Below are 16,233 nucleotides of genomic sequence, written 5' to 3'. Positions count from 1 at the left end.
CGCCGCCATGATCATCCGCAGCCACACCAAGGGCGATGCGCCCTCGACCGCCGTTTATTCCGACTGCGAAACCTACCGCTACAGCCTGACCCGGGTTTGGGATCCGGCCGGGCCGCGGGTGATGTTCGTGATGCTGAACCCTTCGACCGCAACCGAAGTGCAGAACGACCCCACCATCGAGCGCTGCGAGCGGCGCGCCCGGGCACTGGGGTTCGGCGGGTTCCGGGCCACCAACATCTTTGCCTGCCGGGTGACCGACCCGCGGGAGATGCGCAGGCTGGAGACGCCGGAGGGGCCGGACAACATGGCCGCCATCCTTGAAGGCATGGAGTGGGCGGATATGGTGATCTGCGCCTGGGGTACCCATGGCGCACATCGCGGCCAGGGCGCACGGGTGGAAAGCACGCTGCGGGAAACGGGCAAACCGCTCCATCACCTTGGCCTCAGCAAGGCGGGTCATCCGAAGCATCCTTTGTACATCGCCTACAGCCAGCAGCCGCAGCCGTGGCTTGCGGGCACCGGGTCCTGATCTCAAACACCCGTTAACTGATGTTCTTGTTTTGTTTTGCTATTCGGTTTGCAGCATGAAAGTGTGTTCTTGATTGCTTTTGTGTCTTGGGGTTGAGTGGCGATGTTGTGGCTGGCGAGCATGTTGGGACTGATGGCGGTAGGCGGAGCCGTCCTGGCGGAGACCGGGACCGATGAGGATGAGGGCAGCAGCGCCCCGTCCGGCCCTGAGGCGGAGGGTGACGGTCTGGACGGCGGCTTCATCGAGCCCGGCGGCGAGGCGGTGGCAGACGGGGGCAGCGCGGAGTCAGCAGGCGCGGAAGATGGCGAAACCCTGACCGGCACCGAACACGGCGATGTGCTGGCGGGCAGCAGCCAGGCCGACAGCATCAGCGGCGGCGGTGGTGATGACCAGATCGGCGGGTATGGCGGGGAGGACTGGCTGGAGGGCGGTTCCGGCAGCGATGTGCTGCACGGCGGTGCCGGAGATGACAGCCTGTTTGGCGGTGCAGATGAGGACCTGCTGCATGGCGAAGACGGAGATGACGCCCTGCAAGGCGGGGAAGGCGGCGACACACTGTACGGGCATTTCGGCAATGACAGCCTGCTGGGCGGCCGCGGTGCGGATGTGCTGCATGGCGGCCGGGAGGAGGATTGGCTGGAAGGCGGAGACGGCGCGGATTCGCTGCATGGCAATGACGGCGACGACAGCCTGACTGGCGGCGCCGGTGAAGATGCGTTGTTCGGCGGCACCGGTAATGACGCGGTATCCGGCGCCGGGGATGGCACTGAGCAGGACTTTCTCAACGGCGGTGATGGGGATGACACGCTGGTTGCCGGGGCAGGTGATGTGCTCACCGGCGGCGCAGGTGCCGATCTCTTTGCAGCGGGCAGCTGGACCGGCACTGCCGGAGTCGTGCAGCTGATGGATTATGATGCCGCAGAGGACCAGCTGGTGCTGGTCTGGGACTTCGAGGGCGGTGAGGAACCGCAGGTGGCGGTGCAGCAGAATCCGGTAGCCGAAGGAGAGCGGCTGATACTTGTGAACGGGGAACCGGTTTTGCGGGTCTCGGGCGCAGAAGGCCTGACCGTGGCTGACTTGGTGCTGATCGACACTGCATCGGCTGCGGCGGCCGGAATGCTGCCGCAGTAGTCTGGACAGCTGATGCCGGACCGCCCACATAGTCTTTGCCTTTGCAGCGGAAACAGCTTATACGCCCGCATCTGCCGCGATTCTGCGGCAGGTATCTCCACGGGCCTGTGCTGGACGACATCCCGGCCTGAGCCATCCACTCTAACCTATGAAGGAGACCCCGATGTCGATCACTGCGGAAGAAAAAGCGCGCCTGATGAAAGAATTCGCAACCAAAGAAGGCGACACCGGTTCCCCGGAAGTCCAGGTTGCAATCCTGACCTCGCGCATCAACACCCTGACTGAGCACTTCAAAACCCACAAGAAGGACAACCACGGCCGCCGTGGCCTCCTGAAAATGGTTGCTCAGCGCCGCAAGCTGCTGGACTACACCAAAGGCAAGGATGAGGCCCGTTACCAGGACCTGATCAAGCGCCTGGGCATCCGCCGCTAATCCGCGCTTATCCGGATTTTCTGCGCCCGTTCCGAAAGGAGCGGGCGTTTTCTTTTACACCTGCCTTGCAATACAGCGGTGTGCTCCCCCGCCTGCAGGCCCCACGGCTGCGCGGGCAGCCTTTGGCCTTGGGCGTGGCCCGTGCTGCACACGGGCGGTTGCTGCCTGCGGCACGGCAGGCCTTTGCGGGCCCGTGGCCGGTTTGAAAACGAAACGCCGCCCCGGATGGAGCGGCGTTTTGTCTTTGCCGGAAGCGGCGCGGGTTATTCGCCGTAGGGCACCCAGATGTTCTTGATCTCGGTGGCCTCCTGCAGGAAGCGCTTGGTCCGGTCCTGCATCCAGTCGGTTGCGGTGCCGTTGTTGACCCAGGTGCGCTTCAGGTTCCCCGCCGAAGCCGCCTCGATTCCTGCGGACAGATCGGTGGAGGAGAAGCTCCAGACCGCATCCAAGTTCAGATGCGAGGACAGCGGCTTGGCCAGCTCCGCATGGCTGCCGGTCAGGATGTTGACCACGCCGCCGGGCACGTCCGAAGTGTCCAGAACCTGGTAGAAATCGGTTGCCGCCAGCGGGAAGGGTTCGGAGGCCGCCAGCACCACCCGGTTGCCCATGGCAATGGCCGGCGCCATCACCGAGACCAGGCCCAGCAGCGGCGCCTCATCTGCGCAGAGAGCGCCGATCAAGCCAACCGGCTCCTTCATCGCCAGCGCCACGCCGCGGATCGGCACGCCATGCACCTGCCCATCGTATTTGTCGGCCCAGGCCGCAGCGGAGAACAGGCGTTGGATCGAAGCCTCGACCTCTGCCGCGCCGCCCTTCTTGCCGGTCATCGCGTCGATGCGGGCTGCAAACTCATCCGCGCGGGCGGAAAGGTTTTCGCCGATGTAATAGAGGATCTGCGCCCGCAGATGCCCGGTGGTCTTGGACCACTTGCCAGCACCCGCCGCAGCCTCCACCGCGTTGCGGATATCCTTGCGGTTGGCAAGGCCAACGTGGCCCAGCAGCGCGCCGGACTTGCCATAGACGGCCTGGCTGTAGCCGCCATCCGGGCGCGCCTGCTTGCCGCCGACGTAGAGCTTGGCGGTGCGATCCAGCGGGTCCACCGGGGCGCCATTGCCGGCAAACGCCTCAACCTTGGCCAATTGCTTGGCCTTCGATTTCGGACGGGTATAGGCGGCAAGCCCCTCCCAGCCGCCTTCGCGCCCGAAGCCGCTTTCGCGCACACCGCCGAAACCGGCGGCGGCGTCGAACATATTGGTGCCGTTGACCCAGATCACGCCCGCGGCCAGTTGCGGCGCCATGTCGAGGGCCAGGTTGACGTTTTCGGTCCAGACGGTCGCAGCCAACCCGTAACGGGTGTTGTTGGCCAGCTCCACGGCTTCCGCCGGGGTGCGGAAGGTGCAGGAGACCAGCACCGGGCCAAAGATCTCCTCCTGCATCAGCGGATCGGCGGGCGACAGCCCCTCGATCAGCGTCGGCGGGTAGAAGCAGCCGCCCGCGGGCATCTCGACCTGTGCCTGGTGCATGGTGCCTGCGGTGTTGGCCGCAACCATGCCGCTGATGGTGTCCAGCTGCACCGGGTCGACCACGGCGCCGACGTCGATGCATTTGTCGAGCGGGTTGCCGACGCGCAGCCCGTCCATGCGGGCCTTCAGCTTGGTGTGGAAGCGGTCAGCGATGCCTTCCTGCACCAAGAGGCGCGAGCCGGCGCAGCAGACCTGGCCCTGGTTGAACCAGATGGCGTCGACAAGGCCTTCGATGGCGGAATCAATATCGGCGTCGTCAAAGACGATGTAGGGCGACTTGCCGCCCAGCTCCAGCGTCAGCGCCTTGCCGCTGCCTGCGGTGGCCTCGCGGATCTTGCGGCCGACGGAGGTGGAGCCGGTGAAGGCGATCTTGTCCACATCCGCTGCGGTGATCATCTCGCCTACGGCGCCGTCGCCGGTGACGATATTGACCACGCCCTTGGGCAGGCCCGCCTGGCGGCAGATGTCGGCGAACAGCAGTGCGGTCAGGGAGGTGTATTCCGCTGGTTTCAGCACCACCGTGTTGCCCATGGCGATGGCCGGGGCAATTTTCCACGCCAGCATCAGGAGCGGGAAGTTCCACGGGATGATCTGGCCGCAGACACCGAGGGCCTCGGCATCCGGCAGCTCGCTCTCCATCAGCTGCGCCATGCCCGCGTGGTAGTAGAAATGCCGCTGCGCCAGGGGGATGTCGATGTCGCGGCTTTCGCGGATCGGTTTGCCGTTGTCCAGCGTCTCCAGCACCGCAAACAGGCGGGCGTGTTTCTGCAGCAGGCGCGCGATGGCATAGAGGTACTTGGCGCGGCCCGCGCCGCCAAGACCGGCCCAGCTGCCCTGCGCCTTGCGGGCGGCCTCAACTGCGGCATCCACATCACCTTGCGTGGCCTGGGTCAGGGTGGCCAGCACCTCGCCGGTGGCCGGGTTCCTGCTGTCGAAGCCGTCGCCGGGGGCGGTGAACCCGCCGTTGATGAAATGGCCGAACCGGCTGCCCTGATCAACCAGCCAGGCCAGTGCCTCGGCAGCGCTTTCGGGGGCAGGGCCGTAGTCCATGGTGTCGAAAATCTCTTTGATGGTCATGTGTTCAGCCCTCAGCCCATGGAGTGGCGGTAGCCGGCGGAGTATGCCCCGGTGACATGATGTTCCAGCTGGCGCTCGATATCACCCAGCAGCGAGGAGGCGCCAAAGCGGAACAGGTCGGGCTGCAGCCAGCGGTCGCCCAGCTCGTCCTTCATCAGCGCCAGGTACACCAGCGCGTCCTTGGCCTTGGAAATGCCGCCCGCAGGCTTGTAGCCGACGCGGTAGCCGGTGCGGTCGTAGTAATCGCGGATCGCGCGGATCATCACCAGCGAGACGGGCAGGGTGGCGTTGACGCTTTCCTTGCCGGTGGAGGTCTTGATGAAATCGGCGCCGGCCATCATGCAGACCAGCGAGGCGCGCGCCACGTTGCGCAAGGACCCTAGCTCGCCGGTGGCGAGGATCGCCTTCACATGGGCGTCGCCGCAGGCCTGGCGGAAGGCTTTCATCTCGTCATAAAGCGCCTGCCAGTTGCCCTGCAGCACATGACGGCGCGTGATCACGATGTCGATCTCCTCGGCACCGTCCTTGACGCTTTCCTCGATCTCCGCCACCCGCAGGTGAAACGGCGACAGGCCGGCCGGAAAACCGGTGGAGACCGCGGCAACCGGAATGCCGGTGCCTTCCAGCGCCTTGACCGCGGTCGGGATCATGTCGTGGTAGACGCAGACCGCGCCGGTGGTGAGGCCCTCCATCCCCAGCCTGCGCAGAAGGCCTGCGCTGACCGGCTGACGCGCCTTGGCGCACAGGCGGCGGACGCGGCCTTCGGTGTCGTCACCGGACAGGGTGGTGAGGTCGATCAGGCTGATGGCTTTCAGCAGCCAGGCGGCCTGGTGGTCTTTCTTGACGCTGCGGCGGCCCGGCAGGGTGGCGCAGCGGCGTTCGATGGCCGATGTGTTGGCCTGCACGGCAGCGACCCAGTCCAGGTCCAGATCCATGCCCGGATTGCGCGGCTCTGCCAGCTGCGGCAGCTGCGCGCTTCGTTCAGCGGTTTGGCTATCCATTGGAAATCCTCGGAAGAGTTCCGTGCGAAAATCGCACGGGTGCGGCATATTGGCAAGCGAGCGGCCCCGCAGACGGGCATGTTTTTTGACTAAATGGACAAAAATTTCAAGAGGCAGGGCCTGTGCCCGCGCGGAAAGCCGCTGGGACATGGCTCTATTGGGGTACTTTTTGGTTTAACTCAATCGCGGCGGGGCGGCTGCGCATTCCGGTGGAAGAATCGCCCATACATGCTAAATTTAGGGGTATGAGCAGTGCAGAACCCCATATCGGCGAAGAAAACGCCCTGAACAGTCGGCCAATCATCCGCCAGCTGGATGACAGCGCAATCAACCGGATTGCCGCGGGCGAAGTGGTGGAACGCCCCGCCTCAGCCGTGAAAGAGCTGGTGGAAAATGCCATTGACGCCGGTGCCACTCGGATCACGGTGGAGATCGCCGATGGCGGCAAAACCCTGATCAGGGTCACCGACGATGGCTGCGGCATGACGCCGGAGGACCTGCCGCTGGCGCTGAGCCGCCATGCGACATCCAAGATCGACGGCTCTGATCTGCTGAACATCCACACCTTCGGCTTCCGCGGCGAGGCATTGCCTTCACTCGGCGCGGTCGGGCGGCTGACGATCACCAGCCGGGCGCAGGGCCATGAGGCGGCGCAGATCCGGGTCTCCGGCGGCAAGCTGGAGCCGGTGAAGCCGGCCGCCTTGCGCGCGGGCACCATTGTCGAGCTGCGCGACCTATTCTTTGCCACCCCGGCGCGGCTCAAGTTCATGCGCACAGACAGAGCCGAGGCTCAGGCGATCGGGGATACTGTAAAACGTCTGGCGATGGCGGAGCCTTCGGTGGGGTTCACGCTGCGCGATGTGTCGGGCGGCGGTGAGGGGCGGGTCACTTTCCGCGCCGATCCCTTGAGCGGCGACCTGTTCGATGCGCTGCACGGGCGGCTGGCCTCGGTTCTGGGGCGGGAGTTTGCCGAAAACGCGCTGAAGATCGACGCCAGCCGCGAGGGCATCCGGCTTTACGGCTATGCGGCGCTGCCGACCTATTCGCGCGGCGCAGCAGTGGCGCAGTTCCTGTTTGTGAACACCCGGCCGGTGAAGGACAAGATGCTGACCGGGGCACTGCGGGCGGCCTATTTCGATTTCCTCAGCCGCGACCGCCACCCGGCGGCGGCACTGTTCATCGATTGCGACCCGCAACTGGTGGACGTGAACGTGCATCCGGCGAAATCCGAAGTGAGATTCCGGGATCCCGGCCTGGCGCGCGGGCTGATCGTTTCCTCCCTGCGCCATGCGCTGGCGGAGGCCGGGCACCGCGCCTCGACCACCGTGGCCGGTGCCACGCTGGGGGCGATGAAGGCGGAGCAGCCCACGGCAACCGGTGCCCCCCGGATCTATCAGATGGACCGTCCCTCCTTAGGCGCACGGACGGCATCTTATGCGGGGCAGCAGCCGGACAGCTTTGCGCCCGCGCCCGCCTATCAGCCCCCGGCGTCTCCGGGCTTTGCGGAGCTGGCCGGCGCCTACAGCGGCCAAGTGACAGAAACGCCGGAGGCTCCGATGGCCTCGGGTCAGCCCTCGGATGCGACAGAAGCCGCCGCGCCCGGGGCCGAAGCCCTGCCGCTTGGCGCGGCGCGCGGCCAGGTGCATGAGAATTACATCATCGCCCAGACCACCGACGGCATGGTGATTGTCGACCAGCACGCCGCGCATGAGCGGCTGGTCTATGAGAAGCTGAAACGCCAGATGGCCGAAAACGGCGTCGCGGCGCAGGCGCTGCTGATCCCGGAAATCATCGAACTCAGCGACAACGACTGCGCCTGTCTTTTGGGGGTGGCCGATGAACTGGCAAAGTTCGGGCTTGGCATCGAGGCGTTCGGCGGCAATGCCATTGCGGTGCGGGAAACTCCGGCGATCCTGGGCGAGGTGAACGCCGAGGCGATGATCAAGGACATCCTGGATGAGCTGTCGGATCAGGGCGAAAGCCAGCTGGTGCAGGCCCGGGTGGAGGCGATCCTGAGCCGGGTGGCCTGCCATGGCTCGATCCGCTCCGGCCGCCGGATGCGGGGGGAGGAGATGAACGCGCTCTTGCGCGAGATGGAGGCAACCCCCCATTCCGGCCAGTGCAACCATGGCCGCCCGACCTATGTGGAACTGAAACTGGCAGATATCGAGCGCCTGTTCGGGCGCACATGAACAAGAACCCCCGCTAAAGGGAGGACGAGCAGTGACAATGGAACAGGCCCAATGGGCAATCTACGCGCTGGCGGGGCTGGCCGCGCTTCTGGCGCTGGCAGGCTGGCGGTTGCGCGGTGCCGCGCGGCTTCTGGAGCAGGTGAACGCGGATCAGCGCAGCCATATCGCCGGACTGAAAGCCGAAGTCGCCCGGCTGCCGGAGCTGACGGACGAGCTGACAACCTTGCGCCGCACCAGCGAAAATGAACGCGCCGCGCGCTATCATGCGGAGGCGCAGGTGCAGGCGCTGAAAGCCGAGCACGCGGCGCGGCTGGAAGAGCTCAATCACATGAACCAGCAGATGGAGCACAAGTTTGCCGCGCTGGCCAATGGCGTGCTGAAGCAGAATTCCGAGAGCTTCCTGAGCCTGGTCAGCGAGCGGTTCCAGGCGCACAGCAAGACAGCGGATGCGGATCTGGCCAAGCGCCACGCCGCGATCGAAAGCCTGGTGAAACCGCTGGACCAGAAGCTGGGCCAGTTCGGCGAGCGGATCAAGGAAATCGAGCAGGCCCGCAACGAGGCGTATGGCGCGATCAAGGCGCAGGTGAAGCATCTGGCCGAGGGTCAGGCGGCGCTGGGCGGCGAGACCCGCAAGCTGGTGCAGGCCCTGCGGGCGCCCAAGACCCGCGGCCGCTGGGGCGAGATGCAGCTGCGCCAGGTGTTCGAGATGGCCGGCATGGCCGAACACGTGGATTACGAGCTGGAGAAGAGCGTCGGCACCGATGACGGCCTGCGCCGCCCCGACGCGGTGGTGCGCATTCCCGGCGGCAAGAGCATCGTGGTGGACGCGAAGACGCCGCTGGAGGCCTATCTGGATGCGCTTGAGGCGGAGACGCCGGATCAGCAGCAGGCGGCGCTGGCCCGCCACGCAAACCATGTGAAGACCCATGTGCGGCAGCTGGCCTCCAAGTCCTATCAAAGTGCCCTGGGCGAGACGCCGGATTTCGTGGTGATGTTCATCCCCGGCGAAACCTTTGTGTCGGCTGCGGCGGAAGCGGACCCAGGGCTGATTGAGTATGCCTTTGAAAACAAGGTTCTGATCGCCACACCGACCACGCTGATGGCCCTGGTCAAGTCGATTGCATACGGCTGGCAGCAGGAAAAGATGGCGGAGAACGCGGTTGAAGTGCAGAAGACCGCCAAGGAGCTCTATGACCGGCTGGCGACCTTCTCCAAGAACCTGGCGTCGGTCGGGCGGTCGCTGTCCTCTTCGGTCAACAACTACAACAAGGCGGTGGGCTCGCTGGAGGCCCGGGTGCTGCCGTCTGCCCGGCGGTTCGAAGCGATGGGGGTGGTTTCCAACGGTGCTGAGCTGGAAGATCCGGGCCAGGTGGAAGTCGAACCGCGCCAGGTGGCGCTGCTGGCGGAAGAGTAGATGCGGCTGCCGACGGCATTGCGTGCAGGGGCTGCGGGAGAGGCAGCGCTGTTGAACGCAGCTGAGGTGGAAGCCGAACGCATCGTTGCGCTTTTGCGGATTGCCGTGGCAGTGGGGCTTTTGCTGGCGATGATGCTGGCAGTAGAGTCAGTGCGCGTGATTGACGAGCCGCATTTGCGGCGCCAGATCGGGCTGGCGGCAGCCACCATGCTTTCTTATCTGGCGGTCGGAGTGCTGATCTATTGGATGATCGGCAGAGGGCTGTTCAAGCCTTGGATGATTTGGCTGGCGGTTTTGACAGACTGCTCATTCCTTCTTTTGAACACCTTTCTGTCGCTGGTGAATACCGGTGTGCCAGGCGGCGCGGTCTTTGCCATGCCCGCCGTTTGGATGGCCCCCGTTGTGCTGGCCTTCGGTGTGCTGCGGCTCAGCCCCTTGCGTCTTGCGGTGATGCTGCTGCTGATCGCAGCCGGGTTTGGCTGGATGATCCTGTGGCAGCCGCCTGAAGCTGCTCCGGATCTGGTGGGAAGGATCAGGCTGACATTGGATTCGCCGCCGAATTTCATGCGCCTGGTGATGCTGTGCTTGGCTGGCGCGGTATTGGTGGTGGCTGCGGTGCGGATGCGGGCTCTGCTGCATCGCTCCATCGAAGAGGCCCGCCAGAAGGCAAACCTGACCCGCTACCTGCCGGCGCAGCTGGCAGACCGCCTGGCCGGGGGCGGGCTGGAGGCGCTGCGGGAAGGCCGCCAGCTCCAGATGGCGATCCTGTTCATCGACATCCGCGGCTTCACCAGCTGGTGCGAGGGCCGCGAGCCGCAGGAAGTGAGCCGCCTGATCACGGAATTCAGGGCGCGGGTGGAAGATGTATCGGCCGGGACCGGAGGTCTGATCGACAAATACATCGGCGACGCGGCGATGATCCTGTTTGATGGCGAGCGGGCCGCGGTGCGGGCGCTGGATTGCGCGGAGGGGCTGCTGGCGCAAATGAAGGGCTGGCGCCGGGAGCGGGAGACGGCCGGGGAAACCGGTCTGGGCGTGGGGATCGGGGTGCATTGGGGCGAGGTGTATTCGGGCGTGACCGGCACGCCGAAGCGCTTGGAGTATTCTGTTTTTGGCGACACGGTGAACACTGCGGCGCGGCTCGAGCAGCTGACCAAGGCGCAGGGCATGGCGGTGATCGCCTCTGCCGCGCTGCTGCGGGAGGCCGGGGCAGAGCCCGCGCGCGACGGCTGGACCGCATTGCCGGCAGAGGTGTTGCGCGGGCACAGCAAGGGGCTTGCGCTCTTCGGGAAGGCGCAGGGGTAGCCGCCGCTCCATTTGCCCCAGATCAAAGACTTAGGCGTTTTGCCTGCGGTTTGATATGCTGAGGCAGCGAACAGAAGGAATGGAGCAATGCTGGAGATCTCAGTCCGCAAAGTGGCGCAGGTGGCGATGATGGCCCGGGAACTGGGCCGGGCGGAAGGAGAGCTGCGCGCCTTCATCGACCGGATGAGCGAGGACCAGCAATCCGAACTGGTCGGCATCATGTGGGTCGGCCGCGGCAGTTTCGAGCCTGAGGAACTGGCGGATGCGATCTATACCGCCCGCCAGGAAGCTACCACGCCGACTGTCGATTACCTGCTTGGCACGCCGCATTTGGCCGACAATCTGGAGGCCGGGCTGGAAGCGCTGGGGATCGACGTCAATGATGTCGAGGACGATGTGATCGGCCGCTGAACCCGCAGCTTTGGTTCGCAATGCAAAAGGGCGCCGCAATCCGGCGCCCTCTGCATTTTGCAACGTGTTATCAAGCCTTGCTGTCAACGACCTCAAGATGCTGGGCCAGCTTGCCGATCTCAGCCATCCACTTTTCGACCAGGGCTGGGTCGCTCGGCGCGGCGTGGACGCCGGCGGCGATCTTGCCGTTCATCGCGGCCTCGATGGCAAAGGACACCGGATAGGAGACCAGACGCGCCATGGCGGTGCCGCGCTCGTCGCCCCAGGCGTCCATGACATAGGTCTTGTGCCAGACCTCGGCGCCGTCTTTCTCGGCTTTCAGGCCGACGCAGAGCACCACTCGGTCCGGCTCACCCTCGTCATAAGCATTCTCGGCCCAGAACTGATCCGACATTTCCTTGAGGCGGGCGTCGCCTTCGGGGCCGGAAAGGGTTTCGACCTCCTTGAACACATCCGCCCAGGCATCGGCCCAGCCGTTAAGGCGCAGGGTGCCGCGGACGAATTCCTTCACTTTCCAGTCTTCGCCGAACTCGTACTGGCCCATGAAGGGGATCGAGTCGCGGTTCGGGTAGACCTCGAAGCTTTCCGGTGCGGGCAGCGGCGCCTCGTAGGAGGAGATCGCGTCCCAGGGGCGGGCAACGTCCAGCGCCTTGAAGTCGCGGATCGACTTGGAGGGTGAGCGCAGCGCCTTCAGCACGCCCAAAGGCGACCAGCTGAACTTGTAGCGGAACGGGTTCGGCGTCTTGGGGATGCCGCCGCAATAGGAGATGAAGCTGATCTCGTTTACCGGATCAAAAGCATCGGAAGCCTTGTAGTCCGCAACCAGCGCATGCGCCATCAGGTGGTCGATGCCGGGATCCAGGCCCACCTCGTTTATCAGGCAGACGCCTGCGTCCTTGGCATTCTGGTCCAGCGCCCGCATTTCCGGTGCGATGTAGGAGGAGGAGACGAAATGTGCGCCGTGCTCGATGGCCAGTTCTGCCAGCGGCACATGCCAGTCGCCGGGCAGCATGGAGACGATGACGTCCTTGGGGCTCAGCATCTGGCCCAGGTTGGCGATGCTGAAGGCGTGGATGTTAGTGGTCAGGTCGCCAACCGCCTCGCGCGCCTTGTCGGTGGTCCGGTTCCAGACCGCCACGTCATGGCCCGCTTCCAGCAGGCGGCGCAGGCCGGGGATTGCCGACAGGCCGGTGCCGCACCAGTGAATAGTCATGTGTCAGTCCCTTTCTTGAATTTCAGGATTGCCCCGATGATCGCCACAACGATGACGATGGAGCAGGCATTGGCAAGGATGATGGGCGCATCGCCCATAAGCAGTCCATAGATCAGCCACAGGCTGACGGTTCCGAGAAACATCAGGTTTGCAGGCAGCGACAGCCCTGCCGTATCTCGCGTGGCCCAGGCCTTCCAGGCTTGGGGGAGCCAGCAGATGGTGCCGAGGATGGCCGCCAGAAACCCGATGGAAGTTGCGGTCATTCCGGCAGGTGCTCCAGGAAGGTGGCCTTGGCCCGGCCCCAGACGCCGCTGTCCAGATCGGTCAGGGCCAGCAGCGAGGGCAGCAGCTGGGCCGCGTAATCCTCGGAGCTTTCAACCGGCAGCATCGACGGCAGGTTGTCGATCGCCATCACGTCCAGCACCGGGTTTTCGGCCACGCGGAGGGCGGGGGCCTCCCAGGTGGTGGCGCGGTCATAGACCGGCACTGGGTTGTAGTCGCTGTCCGGGTCGCAGGCGACATCGCCGATGGCGGTCAGTTTGCGGTCCGCAGTCAAAGCTTCGCGCGGGACAAAAACCGGGGTGCCCGGGCGCGCGAAGATGCAGTTCAGGAACAGGTCATGGGCCAGGATTTCCGGGAACGGGCCGCCGCTTGCGGTCTCGGCCATGTCCCATTTGGTGACGGCGACGCCCATTGCTTCGCAAAGATCAGCCGCACCGGTGCCGACGCGGCCAAGCGCGCCGATCACGATGGCGGTCGGGCGGTTGACGTTCAGGGCGTCAAGCTCAGCACCCAATTCTGCCAGCAGCGCGTCCTTGCCGGGATAGACGCCAACCGGCCCGCACAGCTCGCCGCGCTGCTGGGCCGCCCAGGATTTCAGCGTCACTGCGGCGCCGGCATAGCCTGCCCAGTAGCCAAAGGCGGCGACCCGGCGGCCGGTTTCATCGACCAGATACTCCAAATCATAAAGCGTGCCGCCGCCGGCCTTGAACCGCTCCAGCAAAGCCTTGCCGGAGTGCTGGCCCTTAAAGGCATGGCCGAACATGATGTGGCGGTGCGGCAGCGGGGTGCCGTCCTCGGGCAGCTCCTTGAGGCCGAAGATGATCGCGTCCGCAGGCGCTCCCGGCCAGGAGTTCTCCGGCGCAATCTCGCAGCCTGCATCAATGTAGCCCTGCAGCGGGATTGCCCGCACCGAGCTTTCCTCGACCGTGACCTTGATGCCCGCGGCCAGCAGCGCCTTGGCGCCTTCGGGGGTGAGGCCCACCCGGTCTTCGTTGGGGCGCTGCTCGGCCCGTACCCACAGATGCGTCATTGTCATGTCCTTCAAAGCATTCCCTTGGCATAGACTGCGCGCACAGATGCGCGCTGTTCCATTGCCGTCATGAAGTTCTGGATTTTCGGGAAGTCCGCCACGTTCACCCCGTCGCCCTCCAGCCATGTGCAAACCACGTAAAGGTAGCAATCGGCGAGGCTGACCTCGTCCCCCAGCACAAAAGGCCCGCGCAGCCCGAACTGGCTGATGTAGCCGCAGGAGGCCGCCATGGTCTGGGGCACCATCTTCTGCATGTCCTTCCAGCTGGTCCGCTCCTTGGCCCAGCGGGCGCCGCGCAAGCGGTGCGCGTGGTTCACATGCATGGTGGAGGCGAGGTAGAACATCACCTCGCGCATCCGGGCCAGCAGCACCGGGTCCTGCGGGCGCAAAGCTGCCTCGGGCGCCATGTCGGCGATGTATTCCAGCAGCGCGCCGGTTTCGGTCAGGATGCCGCCCTCGACCGCCAGTGCGGGCACCCGGCCCTTGGGGTTGATCTGGGCATAGGCCGCACCGGTCTGTTCCTTGGCGGCAAAGTCGATCTTCACCGCTTCATATTCGATCCCGGCTTCTTCGAGCGCGATGGCCACGGCCACAGAAATGGTGTTGGGGGCGTAGTAGAGCTGCATGTCGTCCCTCCCGTTAATGTCTCAGAGATGTGTCTGGGCAAAATGCCGGTCCGGCGCTTCCAGATGCGGCACCGCGTTGAACAAAACCGGGCTCCAGTGGCCGCCGATGGGGAACAGCCGGTGCATCGAGGTGTTCATCACCGCCAGGGCAATCCGGGCCATGCCCGCGGTGTCCAGCCCCATCGCCTGCCGCAGCGCCATCGAGATCAGCCCGCCGGAGGTCACCACCAATGCCGGGCCGTCTCCCGCCGCGATCTCTTCCAGCGCCTGCCGGGTGCGGGTCTCGAAGTTTTCCCAGCTTTCGTATGGTTCGGCAATGTCGCCGGCCGCCCAGGCGGTAAAGACCTTGGGCAGGTGCTCGACGAACCCCTCGCGTTCCTCTGGAATCGGCAGCCCGTGCTGATCGCGCATCGCCTCGGCGAGGGTGAAATACTCCATCTCGTTCAGGCGGGCGTCCTGCACCGCATCGGCAAAGCCCATCGAGGCTGCGGTTTCGGTATGCCGGGTCAGCGTGCCGCAATAGATACGCGGATGATGGCTGCCGCTGGCCCGCAGATGGTCACCCAGCCAGGCCGCCTGCTGGTGGCCCAGATCGCTCAGCCGGTCATAGCTGGCCTCGTCGCGGGCCTGGGTGTTGGCCTGGCCGTGGCGGATCAGCGTGATGTGGGACATGGGCGGGCGGCTCCGTTGTTACCGGGGGAGTCTTAGGGGAGCTTGCAGGCAGAGAAAAGGGCAGGCTTGCCGCCGCCAAGATCAAATTCGTTGAGGCCAAGGAAAACTTGGCCCAGTGTGCTGTTGCCAGATAGGAGACCTGCCATGCCCCTCGACCCTCAGCGCTTTCTCGATGACCTGCGCAAACTGCGCAGCTTTGGCGCGTCGGGCGTGGGCAAGGGGGTGGTGCGGCAGGCCTACTCGGATGCCGACATCGCTGCGCGCAAATGGCTGGCGGGACGGATGAAAAAGGCGGGGTTAGAGCCGCATTTCGACCCGCTCGGCAACCTGTTCGGGCTGGCCGCGGAGAAGAGCCTGCTGCTGGGGTCGCACAGCGACAGCCAGCCCGAGGGCGGATGGCTGGACGGGGCGCTGGGTGTGGCGGCCGGGCTGGAGGTTGCCCGCGCGGCCAGGGAAGCAGGGGGGCCGCCCATCTCCTGCGTCAGCTTCCAGGATGAGGAGGGGCGGTTCGGAGTGCTGACCGGCTCGGATGTCTGGACCGGCAAGCTGGCGCTGGCTGAGGCGGACGGCTTTGCCGACAACACTGGCAATACCCTAGCGGACATGCGGGCGCAGATCGCGGAACAGGCCGGGGATTTCCTGCCGCACAGCCGGTTCAGCGGCTTTCTGGAGATGCATATCGAGCAGGGGCCCTATCTGGAGGAAACCGGGCTGAGGCTTGGGGTGGTGACGGATATCGTCGGCATCCGCGACATGCGCATCACGTTCGAAGGCCGCCAGAACCACGCAGGCACCACGCCGATGCATCTGCGCCGGGATGCGTTCCAGGCGCTTTCCGCCTTCAATGCGGTTCTAAACAGCCGGTTTGCCAATGTGGTGACCCCCGCCACGGTCTGGACCATCGGACATGTGGCGCTGCATCCCAATGCGTCCTCTGTGGTGCCGGGGCGGGTGGAGTTCTCCATGCAGTGGCGGGATGCGGATGCCGGCCGGCTGGCACGCATGGAAGCCATCATCGAGGACACCGCGCAGGAGATAGCTGCCAGCCACGGCGTGACGGCGAAGCTTGGTCCGGTGATGGGCATAGAACCGGCCGCGATGGCTGCACGGTTCCAGGTGGAACTGGCAGACGCGGCGGAGGCGCTGGCCCCTAGCAAGTGGCAGAAGATGCCCTCAGGCGCGCTGCATGATGCGGCCAATCTGGCAACAGTGATGCCTGCAGGGATGCTGTTTGTCCCGTCCATCGGCGGCATCAGCCATGCCTTTGACGAGGACACCGATGAAGCGGATCTGGTGCTTGGGCTGAAGGTGCTGGACCGCGCTGCCCTTGCCTTGGCGGTTTGATATTACGCAGGCGCTCTCCCGCCTGTTCCCTGCCCACCTGGCGGAAGGCG

Annotated in this window: 15 protein-coding genes; 8 read left to right on the top strand and 7 right to left on the bottom strand. The window is 65.2% G+C overall.

From position 1 onward, the window contains the following. Positions 1–7 precede the first annotated feature (7 nt). From AB1A62_RS03915 to rpsO, 3 genes are all read left to right on the top strand, one after another. Positions 8–529, top strand: a complete 522-nt coding sequence (locus AB1A62_RS03915) for a DUF1643 domain-containing protein (RefSeq protein ID WP_366660078.1) — start codon at positions 8–10, stop codon at positions 527–529. A 132-nt stretch (positions 530–661) separates the two neighbouring features. Next, the gene (locus tag AB1A62_RS03910) at positions 662–1,660 is read left to right on the top strand and encodes a calcium-binding protein (protein WP_366660076.1); all 999 of its coding nucleotides are present in this window, start codon (positions 662–664) and stop codon (positions 1,658–1,660) included. 163 nt (positions 1,661–1,823) lie between these two features. Continuing rightward, positions 1,824–2,093 carry a 30S ribosomal protein S15 gene (rpsO, locus tag AB1A62_RS03905; RefSeq protein WP_019295116.1) on the top strand — a complete coding sequence of 90 codons (270 nt, stop codon included), beginning with the start codon at positions 1,824–1,826 and terminating at the stop codon, positions 2,091–2,093. A gap of 263 nt (positions 2,094–2,356) precedes the next feature. Here rpsO and AB1A62_RS03900 read toward each other — a convergent pair whose 3' ends face one another. Beyond that, positions 2,357–4,693 carry an aldehyde dehydrogenase family protein gene (locus tag AB1A62_RS03900; protein ID WP_366660074.1) on the bottom strand — a complete coding sequence of 779 codons (2,337 nt, stop codon included), beginning with the start codon at positions 4,691–4,693 and terminating at the stop codon, positions 2,357–2,359. A gap of 11 nt (positions 4,694–4,704) precedes the next feature. Then, entirely contained in the window at positions 4,705–5,694 is a 990-nt protein-coding gene (gene deoC / locus AB1A62_RS03895) for a deoxyribose-phosphate aldolase (RefSeq protein ID WP_366660073.1), read from the bottom strand. 245 nt (positions 5,695–5,939) lie between these two features. Between deoC and mutL the strand changes: the two genes are divergently transcribed. From mutL to AB1A62_RS03875, 4 genes are all read left to right on the top strand, one after another. Further along, positions 5,940–7,886: a DNA mismatch repair endonuclease MutL gene (gene mutL / locus AB1A62_RS03890; protein WP_366660071.1), complete on the top strand. Its 1,947-nt coding sequence runs from the start codon at positions 5,940–5,942 to the stop codon at positions 7,884–7,886. A gap of 37 nt (positions 7,887–7,923) precedes the next feature. Next, the gene (locus AB1A62_RS03885) at positions 7,924–9,300 is read left to right on the top strand and encodes a DNA recombination protein RmuC (protein WP_366660526.1); all 1,377 of its coding nucleotides are present in this window, start codon (positions 7,924–7,926) and stop codon (positions 9,298–9,300) included. Then, a complete protein-coding gene (locus AB1A62_RS03880; protein ID WP_366660069.1) occupies positions 9,301–10,605 on the top strand; it encodes an adenylate/guanylate cyclase domain-containing protein in 1,305 nt (434 codons plus the stop codon). 87 nt (positions 10,606–10,692) lie between these two features. Beyond that, a complete protein-coding gene (locus AB1A62_RS03875) occupies positions 10,693–11,016 on the top strand; it encodes a DUF3775 domain-containing protein (RefSeq protein WP_366660068.1) in 324 nt (107 codons plus the stop codon). A gap of 70 nt (positions 11,017–11,086) precedes the next feature. On the opposite strand, the gene AB1A62_RS03870 is transcribed toward AB1A62_RS03875, so the two are convergent. The 5 genes from AB1A62_RS03870 to AB1A62_RS03850 are packed head-to-tail and all read right to left on the bottom strand — an operon-like array spanning position 11,087 to position 14,839. Next, positions 11,087–12,229 (bottom strand): saccharopine dehydrogenase family protein, encoded by a 1,143-nt coding sequence (locus AB1A62_RS03870; RefSeq protein ID WP_366660066.1) that lies wholly within the window; start codon positions 12,227–12,229, stop codon positions 11,087–11,089. Continuing rightward, a complete protein-coding gene (locus AB1A62_RS03865) occupies positions 12,226–12,492 on the bottom strand; it encodes a SemiSWEET family transporter (RefSeq protein WP_366660064.1) in 267 nt (88 codons plus the stop codon). Before AB1A62_RS03865 ends, AB1A62_RS03870 begins: the two co-directional genes overlap by 4 nt. After that, entirely contained in the window at positions 12,489–13,541 is a 1,053-nt protein-coding gene (locus tag AB1A62_RS03860) for a saccharopine dehydrogenase (RefSeq protein WP_366660062.1), read from the bottom strand. The genes AB1A62_RS03865 and AB1A62_RS03860 overlap by 4 nt, the downstream gene beginning before the upstream one ends. Before the next feature lie 11 nt (positions 13,542–13,552). Then, complete coding sequence (locus tag AB1A62_RS03855; RefSeq protein WP_366660059.1) at positions 13,553–14,167, bottom strand: glutathione S-transferase family protein; 615 nt, start codon at positions 14,165–14,167, stop codon at positions 13,553–13,555. 21 nt (positions 14,168–14,188) lie between these two features. Continuing rightward, entirely contained in the window at positions 14,189–14,839 is a 651-nt protein-coding gene (locus AB1A62_RS03850) for a histidine phosphatase family protein (RefSeq protein WP_366660057.1), read from the bottom strand. Between the two features lie 144 nt (positions 14,840–14,983). On the opposite strand from AB1A62_RS03850, the gene AB1A62_RS03845 reads away from it, so the two are divergent. Beyond that, on the top strand, positions 14,984–16,183 hold the full coding sequence (locus AB1A62_RS03845) for a hydantoinase/carbamoylase family amidase (protein ID WP_366660055.1): 1,200 nt from the start codon (positions 14,984–14,986) through the stop codon (positions 16,181–16,183). Positions 16,184–16,233: the final 50 nt, after the last annotated feature.

The sequence above is a fragment of the Leisingera sp. JC11 genome (genome assembly GCF_040704725.1).
Taxonomy (GTDB): domain Bacteria; phylum Pseudomonadota; class Alphaproteobacteria; order Rhodobacterales; family Rhodobacteraceae; genus Leisingera.
This window is presented reverse-complemented; position numbering and strand designations above follow the sequence as displayed.